Consider the following 22,367-nt stretch of genomic DNA (forward strand, 5'->3'; position numbering starts at 1 on the left):
TTCCGTACTGTCTTTACCCATATTGACTAAATAATACTATCGACGCATAAAGATCATGAAATACAGATAATTTCCGCTGTGCCTTTATTTATTAAAACAGCGCTATCTCTCTCTTCAACGCCTCTGCGCCGACTAGCGGCAGCGATTTTCGTTTAAAATAAAACAAAACAAACTATTACAATGCGCTAATTCATTGTTAAATAGGATTTTTCTTAGCAAAGTAAGACTGTATCTCATTTTTGCCACAGCGCTTGCAAAGATAATGGTAGTGAAATATCTTAGCTGCAATGCATGAATAAAAGAAAATTTATAAAAAATATAACGTTATCATATTTTGCCCTGACGATTAACTGTGAACACTAAATGACTAGAATCTTACTTAATATAAAAAATATTTACTTCCGATTTGCCATAATGAAATTAATTGAAGATCTCATCATTGAGCATGAAAACATTACTTATGATTTCAACTACAATATAAAAAACATCAGCACTGCCGATATCATCTTTACAGAAATGGTGGTGGGCGAATTTTCTTTATGTCATGACACGCTGAATAACAGAAGCGACGCCGCCAGAATTTTCATCATTCACTCCCAAAAGGGCCCTGTGGTAAAAAATCCACTCCCCAACTGCATTAAAGGATCTGTATTTATCTACGAAAAAGATTTACCTGGCAATATCAAAAAGACCATGGCAAAAGCACTGGATGTCAGCAGCATAAAAACTACGAATGAATCAGCATCATGCGGCCTCAGGAGATGTCTTGACTGCCAGTGCAATTCGGTCACCGCGATACAGTTAAAGATTCTCTATGCCACCAGCATTGGATTAAATACTTCCGATATTGCCAATAAATTAAGCATGAACTATAAAACGGTGTTTTCACACAAACGGAATGTAATGACTAAATTTAATCTTGCCAACAAACAGGAACTGCAAAAATTTGCTAATCTGTTTGGCAAAAAAAAGAAGTAAATCAAACCGTTACCTGCCTCTGCATTAAGAAAGGTTGACTCAGAAATGCATCGGCCTTTTACATTATGTTAATAAGAATATACGGACCACAGGGTGATAATCAAAAGAAAACAGACGATAAAGATTAAAATAACAGCGACCATACAAAGTATTCCGTAACGGGCAACAATTAGACTGCGTTGACTTTATTATGCAACCATCGGATATTCAAGAACGCAGCATGATTTTCAGTCCACGGATTAAAAACGCAAGAAAAATCTTAAGTCACGATCGTCGATCGGTTTACCTTTTCGGCCACCGCACCTGCAGCGTATTCCTTAATGTCGGCTAAATAAAGTCGTAGTTTTTGGGGCGCGATCACCATATTCCCTGCGCTACGCTAAATGAGCCCTCCGTGCGCTGGCATTTATACTGCGGCCGCGACAAGGATAAAGACGGGCCTGCGCAAAAAGGAAGTTATCCCCCTCTGACATAACGTCAGAACGGACTATCGTAGCCAATAATATTGCCAAAAAATCAGGGCGCGGATAACCGCGCCCTGATGAAATGGTGCTGAGGTAAGCGTTATGGGTGCTTCTCGATATACATCGTACGGCTATAGGCAACATCTTCCGGGTTATTAATCGGATACCCTTTTAGCCACGGCTTAATCAGACGCCCGTTGGTATACTGATAGATCGGGGCAACAGGCGCTTTGCTCATGATGATTTTTTCCGCCGCATTGTAATCATCATTACGCGCTTTATCCGAGGTTTCCTGTGCCGCCTGGCTCAGAATCTTGTCATAGGCCGGGTCGTTGAAACGGGAAATATTCCCGCTGTGGGTCGAGGTCAGCAGCGACAGGAAAGTGGAAGGTTCGTTATAATCCCCTACCCACGAAGCGCGAATCACATCAAAGTTACCGGTGTTGCGGCTATCGATATAGGTTTTCCACTCCTGATTCTGCAGCTTCACATCCACGCCGAGATTTTTCTTCCACATCGAAGCAACCGCAATCGCGATTTTCTGGTGGTTTTCTGAAGTGTTATACAGCAGCGTCAGCTGCAGCGGACGACCGGGACCGTAGCCTGCCGCCTGCAATAGCGCTTTGGCCTGAGCGTTCAGCTCGGCCTGACTCATGCTTTCCATCTGCGACGGCTGCGGTACAAACCCGGCGGTCACGTCCGGCGTAAAATGCCAGGCCGGTTTTTCGCCGGTTCCCAGTACCTTCTCCGCCATCAGACGACGGTCGATAGTCATGCTCAGCGCCAGACGCACGCGCTCATCGGCGGTCGGACCTTTCTGAGTATTAAAGGCGTAGTAATAGGTTCCCAGCTGCGGCGGCGTATACACCTGGCCCGGAATATCCTTCAGCAATTTCTGATACAGATTCTTCGGGAAAGACTCGGTGATATCAATATCGCCGGCCAGATAGCGTTTCGTTGCCGAGGACTCCTGATTGATCGGAACAAACGTCACCTGCTGAATAACCGTTTTCGCATTATCCCAATAGTGGCTGTTCGGCACGACCACCAGTTTCTCGTTAACGACGCGATCTTTTAAAACGTAAGCGCCGTTGCCGATAAGATTGCCCGGACGCGTCCAGTTAGCACCGCTCTCTACGTTCGCTTTCTGTACCGGATAAAAGGCGAAGCTGGCCGTCAGGTTACTGAACCACGGCAGCGGTTTATCCAGCTGCACGCGCAGGGTACGCGCATCAACGGCGGTGACGCCCAGCGTCTGCGGCGCCGCTTTACCATCGATAATATTTTGCGCGTTGCTGATCCCCGCCAGCGCGGCGAACCAGGCGAAAGGCGAGGTGGTTTTCGGGTCAACCAGACGCTGCCAGCTATAGACAAAGTCCTCTGCGGTCACCGGTGAGCCATCGGACCAGCGCGCGTTATCGCGCAGCGTAAACGTCCAGACGCGGTTATCATTACTCTGCCAGCGGGTCGCCACGCCTGGGATAATATTGCCTTTCGCGTCCTGGTTGACTAAACCTTCAAAAAGATCGCGAATCACCTGAATTTCCGGCAGACCAACGGCTTTGGCGGGATCTAATGATGCGGGTTCATCTTTAATATGCCGTACCAGCAGCTGCTTTTCGGCTAATACGGTTCCCTGGGGGACATCCGCTGCCCAGGCAAGAGAAGAAACGCTGGCTAACCACAGCGCGCCGCATGTCAATGTGACAGGATACTTCATGAGATCCCCTTTAAAATAAAAGAACCAGAGCTGGCAGAGCGATAATTATTTGTTTCATCACCTGAAATTGCAAACGGCTTGTGATAGAAAATTGACATGTCCACTGATTTAGCCGCCCCAGGAAACTATTTGATTCCGGGAGGCTTTTACACAACACTGCAGAAAATAACCTGCTAACAGGATGCCCTATGCCCGTTTCCCGTCCTCGCCCCCTGCGCGGCGCCTTTCCGCCCGGTACGCAGCGCTATGGTCAGTCACATCTTGGCGCGCCGCTGCTCTGGTTCCCCGCCCCGCTGGCGGACAGCCGCAGCGGCCTGATTCTTGCCGGTACCCACGGCGATGAAAACTCATCGATCGTGACGCTCTCCTGTGCGCTGCGTACCCTGAAACCGGAATTACGCCGCCATCACGTCGTGCTGGCGGTGAATCCCGATGGCTGTCAGCTGGGACTACGGGCCAACGCCCGCGGCGTCGATCTGAACCGCAACTTCCCCGCGGCAAACTGGAAAGAAGGGGAAACGGTGTATCGCTGGAATAGCGCGGCAGAACAGCGCGATGTGGTACTGCTGACCGGCGAAAAACCCGGTTCAGAACCGGAAACCCAGGCACTGTGCCAGCTGATCCATCAGATCCACCCGGCGTGGGTCGTCTCCTTCCACGATCCGCTGGCCTGCATTGAAGATCCCGGCCACAGCGAGCTGGGACAGTGGCTGGCCGACGCGTTTGCCCTGCCGCTGGTCGGCAGCGTCGGTTACGAAACCCCCGGCTCTTTTGGCAGCTGGTGTGCCGATATCGGCCTGCCCTGCATCACCGCCGAGTTTCCGCCCATCTCAGCCGACGAAGCGACGGAAAAGCATCTGTCGGCAATGATGGATCTACTGCGCTGGCACACTCAGAGATGAAGCACCCCGGTGCTGAAATGCAGCGCCGGCTCAACATCTACCGCCAGCCAGGTCGGGCCATCCAGATCGGCGAAACGCGCCAGCGGCACCAGCGGGAGCGCCGCTGAAATGGCCCGCGACGTGCAGAGCATGCAGCCCAGCATACGTTCAAACCCCAGCTCCCCGGCCTCCTGCGCCAGAAACAGCGCTTCGGTCAAGCCACCGGTTTTATCCAGCTTAATATTCACCATCTCATAACGCCCGCGCAGCTGCGGCAGGCTATCGCGGGTGTGGCAGCTCTCGTCGGCACAGATGGGCAGCGGGTGAATAAAATTTTCCAGCGCGTCGTCGGCGTCCGCCGGAAGAGGCTGTTCGAGCATGGCCACACCGATGTCCGCCAGCAGCTGACAGCGCGCCGCCAGGCCATCGCTGGACCAGGATTCATTGGCATCCACTATCAGCGTCGCCTCTGGCACCACGTTGCGAATGGCAATCAGCCGTTCGCTGATCAGATGATTATCCAGTTTCACCTTCAGTAGCCGGGCCCCCTTCTCCCACAGCGCGGCGGCGCTGGCCGCCATCTGTTCAGGGGTTCCGATCACGACCGTCTGCGCCGTCACCACCCGATTGGGGAGTCCGATACCCAGCAGTTGAGGAATCGTTTTCCCGACGCGACGGGCCTGCAGATCCCACAGCGCACAATCTACGGCGTTGCGCGCGGCCCCTGCCGGCAGCAGATGCTGGAGCTGTTCGCGGGTCATGCCGCTTTCCAGCTGCTCGCCAATGGTGAGGATCTGCGCCATGACCGACGCGAGGCTCTCACCATAGCGCGGGTACGGCGTGCACTCTCCAACGCCTTTTACGCCGTCCTCTTCAATTTCCACCACCACCACCTTCGCCTCGCTGCGACTGCCGCGGGCAATCACAAAGGGCGTATGTAACGGCCAGGCTTCTTCGTACACTCGCAGGTTTCGCATTCCCAGGTTCCTCCAGGGGAAACATTAAATAGGATTTGCCGTGCCGATAACGGATGTCATACACTACCCGTGACGTTAACTATATGTAAACAGGAAGATAAACATGTCACAAACCGTGCATTTCCAGGGCAACCCCGTTTCTGTTCAGGGCACCATTCCGCAGGCTGGCGCTACCGCGCAGCCGTTTACGCTGGTCGCCAAAGATCTCTCTGACGTCGCGCTGAGCCAGTTCGCCGGCAAACGTAAAGTACTGAATATTTTCCCGAGCATCGATACCGGCGTTTGCGCGGCATCGGTTCGTAAATTTAACCAACTGGCCTCCGAGCTGGATAACACCGTTGTGCTGTGCATCTCTGCCGACCTGCCGTTCGCCCAGTCTCGCTTCTGCGGCGCGGAAGGCCTGAACAATGTCGTCACCCTGTCCACGCTGCGCGCTCCGCAGTTCCTGGCCGATTACGGTGTCGCCATTGCAGCCGGTCCGCTGGCCGGTCTGGCCGCGCGTGCGGTGGTCGTTATTGATGAAAATGACCAGGTTGTTTACAGCCAGCTGGTGAACGAAATCACCGAAGAGCCGGACTACGATGCGGCCCTGGCTTCGCTGAAAGGCTAAGACCACAAGCTATCCCGGAAAATGGCGTCACCGCCGGCCTTCCGGCTACGTTAAGCCTCCGTTCTGCGGAGGCTTGTTTATTTCTGCGGCGCATAGCGCGAAATCAAACGCGCAATCATCGGGCCGGTCAGCAAAATGGTAAACAGACGCAGCGTCTGCATCGCCATAATAAACGACATATCCGCCCGCGTACCTGCGGCAATAATCGCCACCGTATCCAGCCCGCCGGGGCTTGTCGCCAGATAAGCGGTCATAAAATCGAGCGGCAGCACCTGGGTCACCCCCAGCGCCAGCAGCGCACAAACCACAATCAGGCCGATAATGGAGGCGATAATCTGCGGCAGCGTTTTCAGGGCCAGCAGGAAGATCTCTTTATTAAACTTTAGTCCAACGCTCCAGCCAATGGCGGCATATGCCAGCGCCAGCAGCCATTCAGGCAGCTCAAGCATCCACCAGCCCTCTCCCTGCACCACCGCGCCCGCCAGCATCGGGAATAGCATCGCACCGGACGGGAAACGCATTCTCAGCCCCAGCCATCCCGCGACCATCGTCAGCAGCAGCGTCCACGGCAGCTGCCACGTCAATGGTGGAAACCAGACGATCTGCTGGGTCATCGCCTGCGCATCGCCGCCCAGGGCAAAACGCACCACCAGCGCCGCCGCGCCCGCGACAAACAGCACCCGCAGATACTGCATCAGGGCCACCAGCCGCACATCGGCGCCATACTCCTGCGCCATCACCACCATAGCCGACGCTCCGCCAGGCGAACTGCCCCACGCACCGGTCGCGCCGGGGAGCGCGCTATAGCGCACCAGCAGCCACCCCGTCAGCGCGCTGACGGCAAGCGTGGAGATGAGGATAAGCAGCACCAGCGGCCAGTGCCCGATGAGGACGCTAAAAACAGAGGGGGTTAAGGTGCGGGCAATCATGCAGCCGATAATGGCCTGAGCGGCAATAAAAAACGGCCGCGGAACGCGAATGCTCGCCCCGCGCAGACTCAACGTTATCCCGGCGATCATCGGCCCCAGCAGCAATGCCGCAGGCAGGTGCAGCCCGAACAGAACCCCGGAGAGTCCGGCAGAGAGTCCCAGCAGTTTCATCCACTGAAGCAGATGACCCGGCGAAGTTGACATCCGTATTCCTGGAAAAAGATGAAGAAAACTGAGTATATACAGAAGCGGGCGAAAGGTTGAAGCCTCTATGGCGTCAGATTGTCACCGGCCGCCTGAGCCGCCGGTGACAGCGCCTACTCTTCGCCTTTCTTCTGGCTCAGACCGTATTCACGCAGCTTATTGGCGATCGCGGTATGCGATACGCCGAGGCGCTTCGCCAGCTTACGGGTGCTCGGGAAGCTGCGATAAAGCTGAGTCAGCACCGAGCGTTCAAAGCGACGGGTAATGTCATCCAGCGACCCTTCCATCGCCTCTTCGCCAACCGGTAGCGAGGCCACATCGTGATCCGGCAACAGAATATCCTGCGGACGCATCTCATAGCCTTCGAGCTGGGTCAGCGCGCGGTAAACCGCGTTCTTCAGCTGGCGAACGTTGCCAGGCCAGCTATAGCGGGTCAACACCGTGCTGAGGTCGGCGGAAAGCTTCGGTCGCGGGATCCCCTGTTCGTCGGCAAACCGGGAAACAAACAGCTCCGTCAGCGGAATGATATCCTGCGGACAGTCGCGCAGCGGCGGCAGGTAGAGGGTGAGCACGTTGAGGCGGTAGTAGAGATCCTCGCGGAATAGTCCCTTCTGCACCAGCTCCACCAAATTTTTCTGCGTCGCGCAGATGACCCGCACGTCGACGTGAACTTCGTGATCTTCCCCGACGCGCCGGAAGGTGCCGTCATTAAGAAAACGCAGTAGCTTGGTCTGCATACGCGGCGACATTTCGCCGATTTCATCCAGCAGGACCGAACCGCCGTTCGCCTGCTCAAAGAAGCCTTTTTTGCCTTGAATAGCGTCGCCAAACAGCTCGCTTTCCACCGCATCTTCCGGGATGGAGCCACAGTTCAGCGCCAGATAGGGTTTGTTTGCCCGCGGGCTGGCCAGATGGCAGGCGTGGGCGAGTAAATCTTTGCCGGTTCCGGTATCGCCGACGATCAGCAGCGGCGCGCTGAGCATCGCCAGCTTACGAGCCTGTTCGACGACATGGCGCATTTTCGGGCCGACGGCGAGGATTTGACTGAAGGCACTGGTGTCCTGCGTCGTCATGGTTTGCAGCTGACGCCCCATACGAACGGTGGAACGCAGCATCGCCACCGCACCGGTCAGGACCCGTTCGCCGTGTTCGCCTTCAAGGTAGACCGGGGTGATTTCCAGCACGAAGTTCTGGCCGTTAACCACCACATGCTCGCTATGCGACTCCTGCGGGCTGCTCTCCAGCCAGCGCTGGACGTTAAAATCGGTAATTAACTGAGCGACCGGATGATTGCGCAGCCGCTCCGGGCTCTGCGCAAACAGCTGGCAGCTGGCGGGGTTCGCCAGTTCAACCTTGCCTTTGGTGTCCAGCGACAGCACCGGCTCCGGCATCGCCACCAGCAGCGCGCTGAGCGCCAGGTGTTCACGTTCCGACGGCATCCACGGCACGGTACGCACGTCGGTGACGCCGGCAATCCGGCGGATTTCCGCCATCAGGCTGCTGAAGCTGGCAAACTCCAGCTCGGCAAAATTAAGATAAATTCGGCCAATGGGATCAATGTCGATGCCGCGCAGATCGATACCGCGGAGCACCAGCAAATCAAGCAATTCACGAGTCAGACCAAGACGGTCTTCACAAAAGACTTCAAGACGCATGGGAGTATTCACCCTAAAAAGGCCAATGACGGATGAATAATAGGACAGTTATTTGCTGGCGTGAAGATAGCTGTCAACAATTATTGACAGCATGGCGGAAAAACGGCCGTTATGGCGTAAAGATATCCGTTCAAAGCCCCGGGCGCCGGGGGAGATGTCCTAAAACCGCCGGTCGCCCGGCGGTTATCAGAAGGCGATCAGGGCTGCGGACCGCTTTTACTTTTTTGTAGCGTCTCTTTCAGCTGACCAATCAGTTCACGACGGAAATCGCCCAGCCGCGGTTTGTCGTCAGCGATCCACGGTAGCGGGCGACACAGCTCCATGGCCTTAATCCCCAGACGTGCCGTAAGCAGTCCGGCGCCAATCCCCTGCGCCGCACGCGCTGAAAGTCTGGCCGCCAGGTCCTGCGACATCCAGTCCATGCCCACTTCCCGCACCAGTTCGCTGGCGCCGGCAAAGGCGATATTCAGCAGCACCAGGCGGAACAGACGCAGGCGGCTGTAATAACCCAGCTCAATGCCATACAGCGTGGCAATGCGGTTGATCAGGCGTAAATTACGCCAGGCGATAAAGGCCATATCCACCAGCGCCAGCGGGCTGACGGCGATCATCAGCGTGGACTCCGCCGCCGAACGGCTGATTTCCCGCCGCGCCTGGGCATCCAGCACCGGCTGCACCAGCTGCGCATACAGGCTGACCACTTCCCGATCGTTTTGCGTTTCATGAATCGCCGCATACCAACGCTGCAGCGCAGGATGCGCCTGATCAAGCCCGGCCTGCTGCGCCAGTTTCTCGCAAAACGCGCGTCCTTTTCCGACCGCGTGACTGTGCATCAAATCCCGCGCCTCGTCGCGCTCATGGGCCCGCTGGCGCAGACGCCACAGTCGCCGCCATTCGGTCGCGACCGACCCAACACCGGCGCCGACAATCAGCGCTCCCGCCGCACAGCCGCCGAGCGCAATCCAGTCCTGGGTTTGCCAGGCGGTCAGAGTCCACTGTACGCCCTGCGCCACGACGCTGACGCCAAAAATAGCCAGACCGGCGCTGACCATGCGGCGCCATAAACTACGTTTTGGCCGCAGAACCGATTCGACCACCGCTTCTGCCGCCCCTTCGTCTTCCTCCAGCGCATCCACTCGCGCCGGGGCAAATTTCGCCGCTTCCGCACCGTCAAAGGCACGTGCCGATTTCAGCGCCTCCATTTTCTCCGCTTCCAGCGGACCGTCGAAGTCGATACGCGGTTTTAAGGGTTCGCTCATCGCAATTTATCTCCGATCAAAAATTCAAGCGCGGCATCCAGGCGGATATGCGGCAGCGGCTTATCGACGTCCATCACCTGCGGACGGAAATTCTCAAACTGAAACCCCTGCTGCTGCCAGAACGCCTGACCCGGCAGCCGGGCCGGAACCTCTCCGGGGTAGACGGTCAGCGGCTGACCGTCGCTCAGGCGGTTGCCGCGCAGCGCGGGGATCTTCTCGCCGTTAACCTCAATCAACCCGCTCTGCGTCGCCTGAATCGATGCCAGTCCCAGACAATCCATACTGATGCCTTCGAACGCGGCATTCTGCCAGGCGTCCTGAATCAGCTGCTGCAGCAGAGAAACCATATTGCCGTGTTGATCGACGGTGACATGATCGGCTTTGGTCGCGGCAAACAGCAGCTTGTCGATCACCGGGGAAAACAGACGGCGGAACAGGGTTCGCTGACCGTAATGGAAGCTCTGCATCAGCTGAGTCAGCGCCAGACGCATATCGTTGAAAGCCTGCGGGCCGCTGTTCAGCGGCTGCAGGCAGTCCACCAGCACGATCTGGCGGTCAAAACGCAGGAAGTGGTCTTTGTAAAAGCCCTTAACCACTTTTTCGCAGTAATATTTAAAGCGTTCGCGCAGCATTCCGGCGTTGCTGTGTTTATCCGCCTGGGCCAGCTTCGCTTCACCAATTGCGTCCACATCCGGCCAGGGGAAAAACTGCAGGGCCGGCGCCCCGGCCATATCTCCCGGCAGTACAAAGCGTCCCGGCTGAATAAAGTGCAGACCTTCTCGTTTACAGGCATGCAGATACTCCGTCCACGCGGCGGCAATCTCCGCCAGACGGTTTTCATCCGCCGGTGCCAGCGGATCCAGCCCGTCACAGAGCTGACGCCAGCGGGCTGACCACGCCTCACGCTGCCCTTGCAGCAGGCCGGTCATCTGCCGCGACCAGCTGAGGTAGTCCTGCGCCAGCATCGGTAAATCAAGCAGCCACTCGCCCGGATAATCGACAATCTCCAGGTACAGCGTGGAGGTCTCTTTAAAATGGCGGAACAGCGATTCGCTGGAGCGGTAACGCAGCGCCAGACGAATTTCGCTCACTCCGCGGGTCGGCGTCGGCCAGACCGGCGGCGAACCGTACAGCTGCGCCAGCCCTTCATCATAGGTAAAACGCGGAATGCCGAAATCACGTTGCGGAACCCGTTTGACGCCAAGCAGGCGCTCTTCTCTCACCGCGCTAAGCAGCGGCAGGCGCGCCCCGGAGTGAATATTCAGCAGTTGATTGACCAGCGCGGTGATAAAGGCGGTTTTACCGCTGCGGCTCAGCCCCGTGACCGCCAGACGCAAATGGCGGTCAACGCCGCGGTTCACCAGCGCATTAAATTCAGTTTTGAATCGCTTCATTGCCATCCTGTTATGCTCTGAAGGAAAGTGCTTTGATTATAAGCTATTAGGTGAGGATAAGTAGCAAGATTCCCGCCCGTGATGCCGGAGGCTGAGCGCTGATGGCATTCACCTCAGTGGCTGCGCGCAGGCGCGCCTGCGCGAGTTCACCCCGTCCACCCCGTCGACGTCGGTACGATGCGCCTGACGCATCGCCTCGTTCGATCATTTCATCCCGCGGGCAAAACGATTGGCCAGACGGCTGAGCAACGGTTCCAGCGCCACCGCCAGCAGCATTTTTAATGGCCGACGCGCCACCGATTTCACCGCCCAGCCGGCAACGCCCGCCGGGCCATAACGTAACGCGGTCAGCAGAACCAGCTTACCCGCGATTTTCAGGCCGGGTTTCACTTTTTGCCCCGCCTGCTGCCATTTTATATTCATGCGTGACCTCAGATTTCAGTTAGAGCTGGCGAAAACGGCTGCGTAACGTAAAGGTATCCGACGTGACATAGCGTTCCATTTCGCGCAGGCGGCGTTCGCTGGCCGCCAGTTCTTGATCCGCCGCGGCCAGCAGCTCACCGCTGGTCGGCATTTTCTCGCCGTACAATTCACTTTCCGGCATCGGGTCAAGAGCGAATGTCAGGATGATGTACGCCACCACCACAAAGAAAAACAGGCCAAAGATCATCGCCAGTACGGTAATCAGTCGTACCAGCTTGACCGGCACATCCAGATACTGCGCGATACCGGCGCAGACGCCTTTTACCATGCCGTGCTGCGGCACGCGCCACAGTTTTTTATTCAGATCCAGTCCGCCCATTATTTGTCTCTCCAGTTCGGATGTTCGGCATCAAGAATGTCTTCCAGCGTCTGAATACGTTCGCGCATGCGCTTTGCATCGTCGGTCAGCTGCAGCAAACGCTGCTGTTCATTCTGCGATAAGCTGCCGCTCGCGGTGCGGTTGTTGTAGTGCAGCCAAAGCCAGACCGGTAAAACGAACAGCACAAACAGCGTCAGGGGTATGGCAATAAAAAGCGTACTCATGTGTACTCCTTACAGTGAGTGAACGGCGGCGCATAGCAGCGCCGCAACGCGTTATCCTTCAGAACGTCGGGGCATCGACCCACGACCAGCTTTAGCTGAGGCCGCCAGACCCGGCCTGCCTGTCCCGAAGGCGCTGGCCTATGCCATTAGTTGTTTTGATTCATTTTGCTTTTCAACGCCGCCAGCTGTGCGCTGATTTCATCATCCGCTTTCAGGTCGGCAAACTGCTGATCCAGCGTTTTCTGTTTACCAAAACCGTGGCTTTCCGCTTCGGCTTCCATATGATCGATGCGGCGTTCAAAGGATTCAAAACGCGCCATAGCTTCATCAATTTTACCGCTATCCAGCTGACGACGCACATCGCGGGAAGAGCTGGCCGCCTGATGACGCAGAGTCAGCGCCTGCTGGCGAGCGCGGGTTTCGCTCAGTTTATTCTCCAGCTCACCAATCTCTTTTTTCATGCGCGTCAGCGTTTCATCAACCATCTGCGCTTCATTTTCCAGACTGCCGATAAGGTCGGTCAGCTTTTGCTTTTCGATAAGCGCGGCACGCGCCAAATCTTCTTTGTCCTTACGCAGCGCCAGTTCCGCTTTTTCCTGCCACTCGGCCTGCTGGGCAAGCGCTTGTTCAATTCGGCGGCTCAGCTGTTTCTTTTCCGCCAGCGCGCGTGCCGAAGTCGAACGCACTTCGACCAGCGTATCCTCCATCTCCTGGATCATCAGACGAACCAGCTTCTGCGGATCTTCCGCTTTCTCCAGCAGGGAGTTGATGTTGGCGTTCACGATGTCGGCAAAACGAGAAAAAATACCCATAACGTTGATCCTCATAGTTCTGATTTCAGGCCGGGGCCTGCGATGATACTTACGCTGATTAATACAAATCCTGTGCCAACTTTTTATCTTGTTGATTTTAAAAGGAGTGGTTGTTATCTGCACAGCAGGTTGCTACAGTAACCTGGTGAATCACACGATTAAATGGCGAATTTCATCATGGCGGAATACAAGGATAACCTGCTCGGAGAAGCGAACAGCTTTCTCGAGGTGCTGGAACAAGTGTCGCGGCTGGCGCCGCTGGACAAACCGGTGCTGGTCATTGGTGAACGCGGCACCGGTAAAGAGCTTATCGCCAACCGCCTGCACTTTCTCTCTTCGCGCTGGCAGGGACCGTTCATCTCCCTCAACTGCGCGGCGCTGAATGAAAATCTGCTGGATAGCGAACTGTTTGGCCATGAAGCCGGCGCCTTTACCGGAGCCAGCAAGCGTCATCCGGGACGCTTTGAGCGCGCCGACGGTGGAACCCTGTTCCTGGATGAGCTGGCGACAGCGCCGATGCTGGTACAGGAAAAGCTGCTGCGGGTAATTGAATATGGCGAACTGGAGCGCGTGGGCGGCAGTCAGCCGCTGCAGGTCAACGTGCGTCTGGTGTGTGCGACCAATGCCGATCTGCCGCAGATGGTTGAGGCCGGCCATTTCCGCGCCGACCTCCTCGACCGCCTCGCCTTCGATGTGGTGCAGCTGCCGCCGCTACGCGACAGACAGAGCGACATTATGCTGCTGGCAAACCAGTTCGCTATCCAGATGTGTCGTGAATTGGGTCTGCCGCTGTTTCCCGGCTTCAGCGATCGCGCCCGCGAAACGCTGCTCGGCTACCGCTGGCCGGGGAATATTCGTGAGCTGAAAAACGTGGTGGAGCGCTCGGTCTATCGCCACGGCACCAGCGACAGCGAACTGGATAACATCATCATTAATCCGTTCCATCAACCTCTGCCGCTTCAGTCGCCCCCCGCAGACGTTGCCGCGAATCCCGCCGGGCCAACGCTACCTCTGGATCTGCGGGCCTTCCAGCAGGAACAAGAAAAAAACCTGCTGCAGACGAGTCTGCAGCAGGCGAAGTACAATCAGAAACAGGCGGCGGCGCTGCTTGGGTTAACCTACCACCAGCTGCGGGCGCTGCTCAAAAAACATCAGCTGTGAGACCGACGCGGCAGCATCAGGGCGCTGACCACCGTTGCCCCCAGGCACATCGCCGCGTTAAACCACAGCGCATACTGGGCGGCGCTGGCCATACCGAGCGGTAAAAACAGCGCAAAAAGTGACGCTGTCACCGCAATTCCCATCGCCCCACCCAGCGAGCTGCCCATTTTGTAAATCCCCGAGGCGACGCCCACTTTATTTTCCGGCGCGTTGACTACCGCCGTGTCGGTAGAGGGTGTCGCATAGCACCCCAGCCCGAGGCCAAACAGCACGTTGCTGAGAAAAACGGTGACGATATAGAGCGACTTATCGAGAAAGGTGCAGGAGATAAGCACAATCGCCACGGCGGTCAGGAGCGGCCCGGTCATCATCGGCAGCCTGGCCCCGTAGCGCTGCAGCAGCTTTTCCCCCACGCGGATCATCGCCAGAACGGTCACCAGATAGCCCAGCGTCATGCCGCCGGTCTCCAGCGGGCTCATATTGTGCCCTTTTTGCAGCCAGATACTGGTGATCATCATCGTGCCAATCGCGCCGTTAAGCAGAAAGTTTGACAGCACGGCGGCGCTGTAGGCCCGGTTGCGAAACAGCGCAAAATCAATCAGCGCGGCGTCCCCTTTGCGCAGGCCGCTGCGGATGAAAAACCCTGCCGCCAGCAGCGAGCCGGCAAACATCGTCAGCGACAGGCCGCTGCTCCAGCCCCACCCGTGCCCCTTACTGATAAACAGATTCAACAGCACCAGCGACGCGATCAGGCTCAACAGACCGCTGATATCCAGCTTTTGCTGCTGCGCGCCGGCGCTACGGCTTTCCGGCGTGCCGCGAAGCAGCAGCAGCGCCACCAGCGCAACGGCAATGGAAAAGACAAAGATCCAGCGCCAGCCAAGACCGGTCGCGATGGCGCCGCCGACGAATGAACACAGCCCGCTACCGCCCCACGAACCGATAACCCAGAAGCTCACTGCGCGCTGGCGGGCCTTGCCTTCATACCAGGTTTTGATCAATGCCAGGGTCGCGGGCATGATGCAGGCCGCCGACAGCCCCTGTAAAACGCGCCCGGCGAGAAACAGCCAGGGTCCCTGGGCCAGGATCAGCAGCGCACTACCGGCAATACTCAATCCTAAGCCGATATGGGTCATGCGCATCCGGCCAAATTTATCCGCCAGCCCGCCGCTGGCGACAACAAAGCAGCCGCTGAAAAGTGCGCTGAGGCTGACGGCAAGCGTCAGCGTCTCCAGGGAAATATCCAGACTGTTTTTCATTGCCGGCACGACGTTGATAACCGACTGGGCAAACAGCCAGAAGGTCAGCACGCTCAGCACGATGCCCGCCAGCAGACGATCGGTGCCGACAAACGGTGTGTCGGTCAGAGATACGGAGCTCATCGAGTGCCTCCGGGATACTTCGTCCTTTTAGGACGGCGAGGAAAGGAGCTGGGTTTCCCCCTGACTGCTTTTGATTTGACCATCGTCAATATCCTTCACATTTTTATGCGTATTTTCTGAGGCTATGAGACGCGCCTATAAATACAGGTTTTATCCAACACCCGGGCAAGCTGAGCTTCTGGCTCAAACGTTCGGATGCGTGCGTTTTGTCTATAACTCGATCCTGCGCTGGCGCACCGATGCCTACTACGAACGCCAGGAGAAAATCGGCTATACACAAGCCAGTGCCCGTCTGACAGCACTGAAAAAAGAGCCAGAATTTGTCTGGCTGAATGACGTTTCCTGCGTGCCACTACAGCAAGCCTTGCGCCACCAACAAACGGCGTTTTCGAACTTCTTCGCCGGACGCACCGCATATCCTGCCTTTAAGAGCAAACGCCATAAACAGACGGCAGAGCTGACCGCCAGCGCGTTTAAATACCGTGACGGCAGGTTGTACATGGAAAAATGCAAAGCGCCTTTAGACGTGCGCTGGAGCCGTGAATTACCGTCTGCACCCTCTACCGTCACTATTTCAAAAGATGCCGCCGGACGATATTTCGTCTCCTGCCTTTGCGAGTCTGAACCTGTATCACTGCCGATCGCCGCTTCCACCGTCGGCATTGATGTCGGTTTAAAAGATTTGTTCGTCACCGATACCGGATTTAAACAAAGCAATCCCCGCCATACTGCTAAATACGCAGCACGCCTGGCTCTACTCCAGCGCCGGTTAAGCAAAAAGGCCAGAGGATCGAAAAACCGCGCCAGGGCTCGCTTAAAAGTTGCCCGACTTTACGCAAAAATTGCCGATTGCCGACTGGATGCCTTGCACAAGGCAACCCGCAAACTGATTAACGATAACCAGGTTGTTTGCGTCGAATCCCTTAAGGTGAACAACATGCTCCGCAACCCGTCACTATCCAAAGCGATAGCAGACGCGAGCTGGAGCGAATTCGTGCGCCAGCTCCGGTATAAAGGCGAATGGGCAGGGCGTAGCGTGGTCGCAATTGACCCGTATTTTCCGTCCTCAAAACGCTGTAGCTGTTGCGGTTTCACCATGCAAAAAATGCCTCTTGATGTTCGTAAATGGCACTGCCCTGAATGCGGCGCAGACCATGACCGTGACATTAACGCGGCCCGGAATATAAAAGCTGCCGGACTGGCAGTGTTAGCTTGTGGAGAGTCTGTAAATCCTAAAACGCTTAGTGCGGCTCAGGTTCGACTCCGCGAAACAAGAATCCCCTTCCTTCAGGGTGGGGAGTGTCAAAATAGGGTCCTCCCGGTCGCGGGTCGTTAGCGCAGATAATGTTCCGTCAGGCCGCACCACAGCGCCGCGCCCTTGAGCAGGATCTCGTCGTTAAAATCATAGCCGGGGTTATGCACCATACAGCGATCGGCTTCATCTCCGGCGCCGATAGTGAAATAACACCCGTTCGGATTATGTTCGAGCATAAAGGCAAAATCTTCGCTGCCCATAAACGGTTTCACCTCCCCGACCTGCGCTTCGCCAAACAGCGACGTCGCCACCTCGCGCACCATCTGATTCGCGGCGGGATCGTTTTTCAGCACCGGACTGCCGTTGACGTGGGTTAAGGTGGCCGTGGCGTTAAAGCTTTCCGCCTGGGCAACGGCAATATCGTGAATGCGCTGCAGGACCGTTTCCCGCACCTGCTCATTCAGCGTGCGGACCGTCAGCTTCATCAGCACCTTATCGTTGATAATGTTTGGCGCATGTCCCGCCTGAATACTGCCGACGGTCACCACCGCCGGTTCAAATGGCGTGATATTGCGCGACACGATGGATTGCAGCGCCAGCGTGATGTGACAGGCAACCAGCGTGGCGTCAACGGTATGCTCCGGTACCGCCCCGTGCCCGCCCACTCCCTTGACCTCAATATGCAGGGTATCGGAGGAGGCCATCATGGCGCCGTCGCGCAGGCCAATGTTACCCACCGCCTGCCCCGGCATATTGTGCAGACCAAAGATCAGGTCGCAGGGGAATTTATCGAACAGGCCGTCTTCCACCATAACCCGCCCACCGTACAGCAGCTCTTCAGCGGGCTGAAAAATCAGCTGTAGCGTGCCATTAAACTGCCGGGTACGCGCCAGATACTCGGCGGCGTACAGGAGCGTGGTGGTGTGTCCGTCATGACCGCAGCCGTGAAAACGACCATCGACCTGACTGGCCCAGGCTTTACCGCTCGCCTCCTGCATCGGCAGCGCGTCCATGTCGGCGCGCAGGCCGAGGCGACGCTGACCGCTGCCGACGGTCAGGCTCCCGACCACGCCGGTTCCCGCCAGACCACGATGCACCTCATAGCCCCACTCGGTCAGCAGGCGTGCCACTTCATCGCTGGTTTGATGTTCTTCGAAGCCGATCTCCGGCTGCTGATGGAAACGGCGACGCAGGGCGATAAACTGCGCTTCATTAACCTGTAAGGCCTCAATAAGTGGATGTGTCATTTTTGTTATTCCTTCATTGGGTTTGCGCGACACTTCCGAGTTTATGCGGTTAAAAAGTCTACGATGCGCTGTTTTTTGTTTTATATTGACGGATTATTCATGAGTGCTTTTCATACAAATCGGTTATGACAAAAAATAACCTGTTATTTTTTGTCTTTGAGGGGACGTTACGGTGGAACACCATTCAGGCGATTTTAGCGTCGTGGTTCGCGATGTTCGTCAGTACAGTCAACAGGATAGCGATGCCTTAACGTTGCTGTGGGTGCTGGAAGGCCGCGTCGGGCTGCATGACGGCGATCTCCGTCAGCAGCTGGATACTGACGACCTGGCGATAGTGAACCGTCATCAGCGCTGGAGCCTGACCGCCGCCGCCGCCAATGCGGTGATGCTGTTGACCCTGCCTTACGGCTGGCTGACGCGTCTTGACGGTGATTTTTTCGCCGTTGACTACCAGGTCACCGACGCCACCCGCGATGCCGATGATAACCTGCGCCATCTGATGCGCCAGCTGTTGGTCATTGAACTGGTGAATCACCAGTCCCGCTACCGCCTGGAAGCCAATCGCTGGCTCAGTGAAATTGCCCTGCTGCTGGCTACTCGCTACACCCGGCCCGTCATCGCCAGGACACAGCGCGGAGCGGAGAAGTGGAGCCGCCGCATTGCCCGGGTGGTGGCGCGGATCGAGGCCAACTATCAGCAGCGGCTTTCGCTACACGATGTCGCCGCGGCCGAATTTGTCTCCGAAGCCTGGCTATCCAGGCTGTTTCGCAAGGAGGTCGGCGTAAGCTTTGTGCAGTACATTACCGCTCTGCGTCTCAACAAGGCGGCGGAACAGCTCCTCACCACCCGCAAGTCGGTGCAGCAGATCGCCCAGGAGCAGGGGTTCGCCAGCACCCGCATCATGAGCGACCTGTTTAAACGGCTGCATGAACTGACGCCGCGTCAGTTTCGCCAGCAGCATCCGCAGAGCCACCAGGAATCCGTCCGTTCACGGATAGGCCAGGCCGATATCTGGCAGCCGGTAGCCGTGGAGCGCCTCTATGCCCGGCTGAATGAGCCGGAGAAAAACGGCTGGGATAATCCTCCGCCGCGGCTGAATCCGCAGCAGACCCGCCAGATTGATCTGCGTCAGCTACCGGGCCGGGCCACGCCATTACGCCATACCCGAATCGTGGTCACCGTGCGCGAACTGGACGATTTATTACGCGAAGATGTCCGCCGCGAGCTGGAGCGGCTGCACGATACCCTGCCGGTCTATGCGATTGATATTCACGACCCGTTTCTCAGCAGCAGACTGTTCGCCACCGGCTGGGATGACCCGCAGATGGCAGGCTATGCCTGCTGGTACCAGCTGCAGCAAATTTTCAGCTGGCTGGCCAACATGGGCTGGGGGCTGATTTTGCATACCGGGCTGACCACCCGCTGCGATCTGCTACAGCGTTTTTTACGCCTCGCCGCGAATCATTTCCCTCCGGCGACGCTTGCCAGCTGGCGATTTGTCTGGCACTGGTCACCGCAGGCCAGCGAAGAGGCGCGCCAGCACGCCTGGCAACAGCAGCGCGACACGCTGCGGGCGATAGTGCCGCAGTCGCAGCTGGGGATCTGGCATCGCTTCCCGGAGAGCGCCATTGCTGAAGACACTCTGCTCCGTTCGCCGCTGTTGACCGAAGCCAGTTTTCTCGCCTGTCAGGCCGATGCGAACGAACTGCTGGATCTGGCCCAGCTCGATAGCAGCAGGCTGGCCGCCAGCGAAAACTATCCGGTACATAAACTGCGCCAGATCCATAGCGCCCTGCGCCAGCGCCAGCTGTCGCTTCCCGTCTGGCTGCTCTCCTGGAATACGTTGACCGGCAACACCCGCGACACCAACGGCCGTTTCTTTCGCGGCGCGCTGTTGATGGATAACCTGCTGGGGCTGGCGGATCAGGTGTGGCTGGCCGGGTTCTGGCTCAACTCAGGCCTGCAGGGCGAAGCGCGGGCGAACGGCAAGCTGGATACCTCGAGCCTGGCGCTGCACTATCTGCACGGCCTCCCGCGTCCGGTTTACTGGGTGCTGTGGCTGTGGCGCCGCCTGCGTGGGGAGGTGCTGGTGAATGACAAAAATCTGCTGCTGTTACGCCACGGGGAACATTACCAGCTGCTGTTACGTAATACGGTGGTGTTCAATCCCTGGCTCTCCAGCGAAGAGGCTTTTATCCAACGCTTCAGCCAGCCCTATAGCGTACAGCTATTGGGGCTGGAGGGCCGCTGGCGGGTTAAACAGCATCTCTTCGATCGCCATCACGGGGCGTTATTCCCGCTTTTTGACGCCTTCCGCAGCCAGAGCGGGCCGGACGGAGAGGATTATCACTGGATAATGCACAAAGCCCGCCCGGCGCTGAGCGTCTCAGAAGAGCGGCAGGAAAACGGCTGGCATGTCGTCGACTCGCTGGAAAGCAACGCCCTGGTTCTCTACGAATTTACCCCGGTAAGTGACTAACCTCTCCACCATCAGATAACGGCGTTCCCTGTTTTACCCAATCATGGATTTTCACCCGGCTCTCCTCGGTTGCCGGGTTAAATACCATCATGGTGAGGTCCGGGCGGCCATCAACGGTAAAGGTGGAAAACTCCAGCTCAATCATACCAAGCTGCGGATGATGCATGCGCTTAAAGCCTTCGCCCTGCCCGGCCACATCATTGCTGCGCCAGAAGGTGTCAAATTCCGGGCTCTGACGGCAGAGTTCGGCGATGAGCCGTTCGTTTTCCGGCGATGCGCCTACCCGGGCAACATCGGCACGAAAGGCGCTGACGATAAGGCGGGCAACGGACGACCAGTCCTCCAGCGCGCTGCGCGCAGAGCGGTGGGTAAACAGGCGACGGAGAATATTACGTTCGGCGGGCGCCAGCCGGCCGTAGTCGGTCAGGACACGGGCGGCGGCATCATTCCACGCAATCACGTCCCAGGCGACGGTTTTGACGATCGCCGGAACGGGGAAGGCATCCAGCACCCGCTGTAAACGCGGGGTAATGTCGTCGGAGACAATCAGCCGGGTTTCCGGCGGATGGCCAAATGCCAGAATAAACAGGTGTTCACGCTCCGGCGTTGTCAGCCTTAATCCACCGGCAATACGGCCCAGCACTTCCCGGGATGGCGCTCCGCCGCGCCCCTGTTCCAGCCAGGTGTACCAGGTGGGGCTGATATTTGCCAGCTGAGCAACCTCTTCGCGCCGGAGCCCGGGCGTGCGCCGACGGCCTGGCGTGAAGCCAAATGTTGCCGGATCGAGCCGTAAACGCCGCGCCCGCAGAAATTCACCCAATGCATACGTTGAAGAGTCGCTCATACTCAGCCTGTTAGTCTTTATACCCTGATAATGTCTCTACTTTTATCGTATCGCGTTAAGACTACCATAGCCTGGATACTCATTCTGGAGGCAGGTTATGCGAATTTTTCTCACCGGCGCGAGCGGATTTATCGGCTCACGTATTCTCAGCGAACTGCTGGCCACCGGGCACCAGGTCACCGGCCTGGCGCGTTCAGAGGCCAGCGCCCTCGCGCTGCAGACGGCAGGCGCAGAAGTGCAGTACGGAACCCTGGAAGATCCGGACTCGCTGCTGGCGGCGGTCGCCCGCTGCGATGCGGTGATCCACACCGCTTTCGATCATGATTTCAGCCGCTTTGTGGAAAACTGCGAAAAAGACCACCGCGTTATTCTCGCCATCGGCGCGGCGTTGAAAGGCAGCCGGCGGCCGCTCATCATCACCTCCGGTACCGCCATGGGTGACATCGGTAACGGACTACCCGCCAGTGAAATGCACTTCAACCCCGGGCACCCGAACCCGCGCGTCGCCTCAGAGCGTGCGGGAAACCGGCTGCTGGATGCCGGGGTTGATGTCCGGGTGGTGCGACTGCCTCAGGTGCATGACACCACCCGCCAGGGCTTATTGACCTATTACATCGCGCAGGCGGCAGAAAAAGGGGTCGTGGCCGTGGTCGGCGAGGGGAATAACTGCTGGTCGGCCGCCCACATCAGCGATGTTGCCGCGCTGTATCTGCGGGTACTGGAACAAGGTCTGGCCGGCAGGCGCTATCATGCCGTTGATGAAGAGGCGATCCCCTCTCTGCGCATCGCCGAGGCGGTGGCGGAGAAACTGCACCTGCCGCTGCAGTCTCTGAGCGCCGATCGCGCGGCGGCCCACTTTGGCTGGTTTGCCGCCTTCGCCGGCATGGATTTACGCGCAACCTCGGTCTGGACCCGTCAGCAGCTGAACTGGCGGCCCACCGGCCCGGGCCTGCTGGACGATCTGCGTCGCCTGAATCACGATAAGTGACAATGTCACCAAAAAGGCGGCCGTATGCTTAGCGCGCGCTGAGCCGGCGGCCCTTTTTTTATCTCGCCGCCCGAATAAATTTGTCAGACAAAATTGATGGGC

The 22,367-nt window shown here is 57.2% G+C and carries 20 protein-coding genes; 7 read left to right on the forward strand and 13 right to left on the reverse strand.

Going from position 1 to position 22,367, the window contains the following annotated elements:
• Positions 1-414 precede the first annotated feature (414 nt).
• On the forward strand, positions 415-978 hold the full coding sequence (locus OQV00_RS14745; RefSeq protein ID WP_266278838.1) for a helix-turn-helix transcriptional regulator: 564 nt from the start codon (positions 415-417) through the stop codon (positions 976-978).
• Positions 979-1,542: 564 nt separating this feature from the next.
• On the opposite strand, the gene OQV00_RS14750 is transcribed toward OQV00_RS14745, so the two are convergent.
• A complete protein-coding gene (locus OQV00_RS14750; protein WP_004861189.1) occupies positions 1,543-3,162 on the reverse strand; it encodes a peptide ABC transporter substrate-binding protein in 1,620 nt (539 codons plus the stop codon).
• A 188-nt stretch (positions 3,163-3,350) separates the two neighbouring features.
• Between OQV00_RS14750 and mpaA the strand changes: the two genes are divergently transcribed.
• On the forward strand, positions 3,351-4,064 hold the full coding sequence (gene mpaA, locus OQV00_RS14760) for a murein tripeptide amidase MpaA (protein ID WP_004861186.1): 714 nt from the start codon (positions 3,351-3,353) through the stop codon (positions 4,062-4,064).
• Here the strand turns inward: mpaA and ycjG are convergent.
• Positions 4,055-5,020, reverse strand: coding sequence for an L-Ala-D/L-Glu epimerase (ycjG, locus tag OQV00_RS14765; RefSeq protein ID WP_004861183.1), 966 nt, complete (start codon positions 5,018-5,020; stop codon positions 4,055-4,057). The two genes, mpaA and ycjG, sit on opposite strands and share 10 nt — an antisense overlap.
• 103 nt (positions 5,021-5,123) lie before the next feature.
• Between ycjG and tpx the strand changes: the two genes are divergently transcribed.
• Positions 5,124-5,630 (forward strand): thiol peroxidase, encoded by a 507-nt coding sequence (tpx, locus tag OQV00_RS14770; RefSeq protein WP_004861181.1) that lies wholly within the window; start codon positions 5,124-5,126, stop codon positions 5,628-5,630.
• A gap of 77 nt (positions 5,631-5,707) precedes the next feature.
• Here tpx and OQV00_RS14775 read toward each other — a convergent pair whose 3' ends face one another.
• From OQV00_RS14775 to pspA, 8 genes are all read right to left on the reverse strand, one after another.
• Complete coding sequence (locus tag OQV00_RS14775) at positions 5,708-6,763, reverse strand: AbrB family transcriptional regulator (RefSeq protein WP_266278839.1); 1,056 nt, start codon at positions 6,761-6,763, stop codon at positions 5,708-5,710.
• A gap of 113 nt (positions 6,764-6,876) precedes the next feature.
• Complete coding sequence (gene tyrR, locus OQV00_RS14780; protein WP_004861176.1) at positions 6,877-8,418, reverse strand: transcriptional regulator TyrR; 1,542 nt, start codon at positions 8,416-8,418, stop codon at positions 6,877-6,879.
• A 197-nt stretch (positions 8,419-8,615) separates the two neighbouring features.
• Positions 8,616-9,677 (reverse strand): YcjF family protein, encoded by a 1,062-nt coding sequence (locus tag OQV00_RS14785; RefSeq protein WP_004861173.1) that lies wholly within the window; start codon positions 9,675-9,677, stop codon positions 8,616-8,618.
• Positions 9,674-11,071 carry a YcjX family GTP-binding protein gene (locus OQV00_RS14790; RefSeq protein WP_004861170.1) on the reverse strand — a complete coding sequence of 466 codons (1,398 nt, stop codon included), beginning with the start codon at positions 11,069-11,071 and terminating at the stop codon, positions 9,674-9,676. The genes OQV00_RS14785 and OQV00_RS14790 overlap by 4 nt, the downstream gene beginning before the upstream one ends.
• Positions 11,072-11,275: 204 nt before the next feature.
• Complete coding sequence (gene pspD / locus OQV00_RS14795; protein WP_004861166.1) at positions 11,276-11,494, reverse strand: phage shock protein PspD; 219 nt, start codon at positions 11,492-11,494, stop codon at positions 11,276-11,278.
• 19 nt (positions 11,495-11,513) lie between these two features.
• Positions 11,514-11,873: an envelope stress response membrane protein PspC gene (gene pspC, locus OQV00_RS14800; RefSeq protein ID WP_004861164.1), complete on the reverse strand. Its 360-nt coding sequence runs from the start codon at positions 11,871-11,873 to the stop codon at positions 11,514-11,516.
• Positions 11,873-12,097, reverse strand: coding sequence for an envelope stress response membrane protein PspB (pspB, locus tag OQV00_RS14805; protein WP_004861160.1), 225 nt, complete (start codon positions 12,095-12,097; stop codon positions 11,873-11,875). The genes pspC and pspB overlap by 1 nt, the downstream gene beginning before the upstream one ends.
• 146 nt (positions 12,098-12,243) lie before the next feature.
• The gene (pspA, locus tag OQV00_RS14810; RefSeq protein ID WP_004861156.1) at positions 12,244-12,909 is read right to left on the reverse strand and encodes a phage shock protein PspA; all 666 of its coding nucleotides are present in this window, start codon (positions 12,907-12,909) and stop codon (positions 12,244-12,246) included.
• A 162-nt stretch (positions 12,910-13,071) separates the two neighbouring features.
• Here pspA and pspF point away from each other — a divergent pair, with 162 nt between their 5' ends.
• On the forward strand, positions 13,072-14,070 hold the full coding sequence (pspF, locus tag OQV00_RS14815) for a phage shock protein operon transcriptional activator (RefSeq protein WP_162098163.1): 999 nt from the start codon (positions 13,072-13,074) through the stop codon (positions 14,068-14,070).
• Here pspF and OQV00_RS14820 read toward each other — a convergent pair.
• On the reverse strand, positions 14,061-15,452 hold the full coding sequence (locus tag OQV00_RS14820; protein WP_004861147.1) for an MFS transporter: 1,392 nt from the start codon (positions 15,450-15,452) through the stop codon (positions 14,061-14,063). The two genes, pspF and OQV00_RS14820, sit on opposite strands and share 10 nt — an antisense overlap.
• Before the next feature lie 124 nt (positions 15,453-15,576).
• Here OQV00_RS14820 and OQV00_RS14825 point away from each other — a divergent pair, with 124 nt between their 5' ends.
• Positions 15,577-16,788 carry an RNA-guided endonuclease InsQ/TnpB family protein gene (locus OQV00_RS14825; RefSeq protein ID WP_180862247.1) on the forward strand — a complete coding sequence of 404 codons (1,212 nt, stop codon included), beginning with the start codon at positions 15,577-15,579 and terminating at the stop codon, positions 16,786-16,788.
• Here the strand turns inward: OQV00_RS14825 and OQV00_RS14830 are convergent.
• Positions 16,785-17,954: a M20 aminoacylase family protein gene (locus OQV00_RS14830; protein ID WP_004861141.1), complete on the reverse strand. Its 1,170-nt coding sequence runs from the start codon at positions 17,952-17,954 to the stop codon at positions 16,785-16,787. The genes OQV00_RS14825 and OQV00_RS14830 overlap by 4 nt on opposite strands.
• 172 nt (positions 17,955-18,126) lie before the next feature.
• Between OQV00_RS14830 and OQV00_RS14835 the strand changes: the two genes are divergently transcribed.
• On the forward strand, positions 18,127-20,433 hold the full coding sequence (locus tag OQV00_RS14835) for a helix-turn-helix domain-containing protein (RefSeq protein ID WP_048024412.1): 2,307 nt from the start codon (positions 18,127-18,129) through the stop codon (positions 20,431-20,433).
• Here the strand turns inward: OQV00_RS14835 and OQV00_RS14840 are convergent.
• On the reverse strand, positions 20,414-21,277 hold the full coding sequence (locus OQV00_RS14840) for a helix-turn-helix transcriptional regulator (RefSeq protein WP_004861134.1): 864 nt from the start codon (positions 21,275-21,277) through the stop codon (positions 20,414-20,416). The genes OQV00_RS14835 and OQV00_RS14840 overlap by 20 nt on opposite strands.
• Positions 21,278-21,374: 97 nt before the next feature.
• Between OQV00_RS14840 and OQV00_RS14845 the strand changes: the two genes are divergently transcribed.
• The gene (locus OQV00_RS14845; protein ID WP_142523940.1) at positions 21,375-22,265 is read left to right on the forward strand and encodes an SDR family oxidoreductase; all 891 of its coding nucleotides are present in this window, start codon (positions 21,375-21,377) and stop codon (positions 22,263-22,265) included.
• Positions 22,266-22,367 lie beyond the last annotated feature (102 nt).

It is taken from the genome of Klebsiella sp. DY2415, from assembly GCF_026314315.1.
In the GTDB taxonomy this organism is placed as follows: Bacteria; Pseudomonadota; Gammaproteobacteria; order Enterobacterales; family Enterobacteriaceae; genus Klebsiella; species Klebsiella ornithinolytica.

What these genes read in the sequence shown, in the direction of transcription:
- OQV00_RS14745 (WP_266278838.1), top strand. Translation starts at nt 415, where the DNA reads ATGAAATTAATTGAAGATCTCATCATTGAGCATGAAAACATTACTTAT.
- tyrR (WP_004861176.1), bottom strand. Translation starts at nt 8,418, where the DNA reads ATGCGTCTTGAAGTCTTTTGTGAAGACCGTCTTGGTCTGACTCGTGAA.
- pspD (WP_004861166.1), bottom strand. Translation starts at nt 11,494, where the DNA reads ATGAATATAAAATGGCAGCAGGCGGGGCAAAAAGTGAAACCCGGCCTG.
- OQV00_RS14775 (WP_266278839.1), bottom strand. Translation starts at nt 6,763, where the DNA reads ATGTCAACTTCGCCGGGTCATCTGCTTCAGTGGATGAAACTGCTGGGA.
- OQV00_RS14790 (WP_004861170.1), bottom strand. Translation starts at nt 11,071, where the DNA reads ATGAAGCGATTCAAAACTGAATTTAATGCGCTGGTGAACCGCGGCGTT.
- OQV00_RS14840 (WP_004861134.1), bottom strand. Translation starts at nt 21,277, where the DNA reads ATGAGCGACTCTTCAACGTATGCATTGGGTGAATTTCTGCGGGCGCGG.
- OQV00_RS14785 (WP_004861173.1), bottom strand. Translation starts at nt 9,677, where the DNA reads ATGAGCGAACCCTTAAAACCGCGTATCGACTTCGACGGTCCGCTGGAA.
- pspF (WP_162098163.1), top strand. Translation starts at nt 13,072, where the DNA reads ATGGCGAATTTCATCATGGCGGAATACAAGGATAACCTGCTCGGAGAA.
- ycjG (WP_004861183.1), bottom strand. Translation starts at nt 5,020, where the DNA reads ATGCGAAACCTGCGAGTGTACGAAGAAGCCTGGCCGTTACATACGCCC.
- mpaA (WP_004861186.1), top strand. Translation starts at nt 3,351, where the DNA reads ATGCCCGTTTCCCGTCCTCGCCCCCTGCGCGGCGCCTTTCCGCCCGGT.
- OQV00_RS14845 (WP_142523940.1), top strand. Translation starts at nt 21,375, where the DNA reads ATGCGAATTTTTCTCACCGGCGCGAGCGGATTTATCGGCTCACGTATT.
- OQV00_RS14830 (WP_004861141.1), bottom strand. Translation starts at nt 17,954, where the DNA reads ATGACACATCCACTTATTGAGGCCTTACAGGTTAATGAAGCGCAGTTT.
- OQV00_RS14750 (WP_004861189.1), bottom strand. Translation starts at nt 3,162, where the DNA reads ATGAAGTATCCTGTCACATTGACATGCGGCGCGCTGTGGTTAGCCAGC.
- pspC (WP_004861164.1), bottom strand. Translation starts at nt 11,873, where the DNA reads ATGGGCGGACTGGATCTGAATAAAAAACTGTGGCGCGTGCCGCAGCAC.
- tpx (WP_004861181.1), top strand. Translation starts at nt 5,124, where the DNA reads ATGTCACAAACCGTGCATTTCCAGGGCAACCCCGTTTCTGTTCAGGGC.
- pspA (WP_004861156.1), bottom strand. Translation starts at nt 12,909, where the DNA reads ATGGGTATTTTTTCTCGTTTTGCCGACATCGTGAACGCCAACATCAAC.
- pspB (WP_004861160.1), bottom strand. Translation starts at nt 12,097, where the DNA reads ATGAGTACGCTTTTTATTGCCATACCCCTGACGCTGTTTGTGCTGTTC.
- OQV00_RS14825 (WP_180862247.1), top strand. Translation starts at nt 15,577, where the DNA reads ATGAGACGCGCCTATAAATACAGGTTTTATCCAACACCCGGGCAAGCT.
- OQV00_RS14820 (WP_004861147.1), bottom strand. Translation starts at nt 15,452, where the DNA reads ATGAGCTCCGTATCTCTGACCGACACACCGTTTGTCGGCACCGATCGT.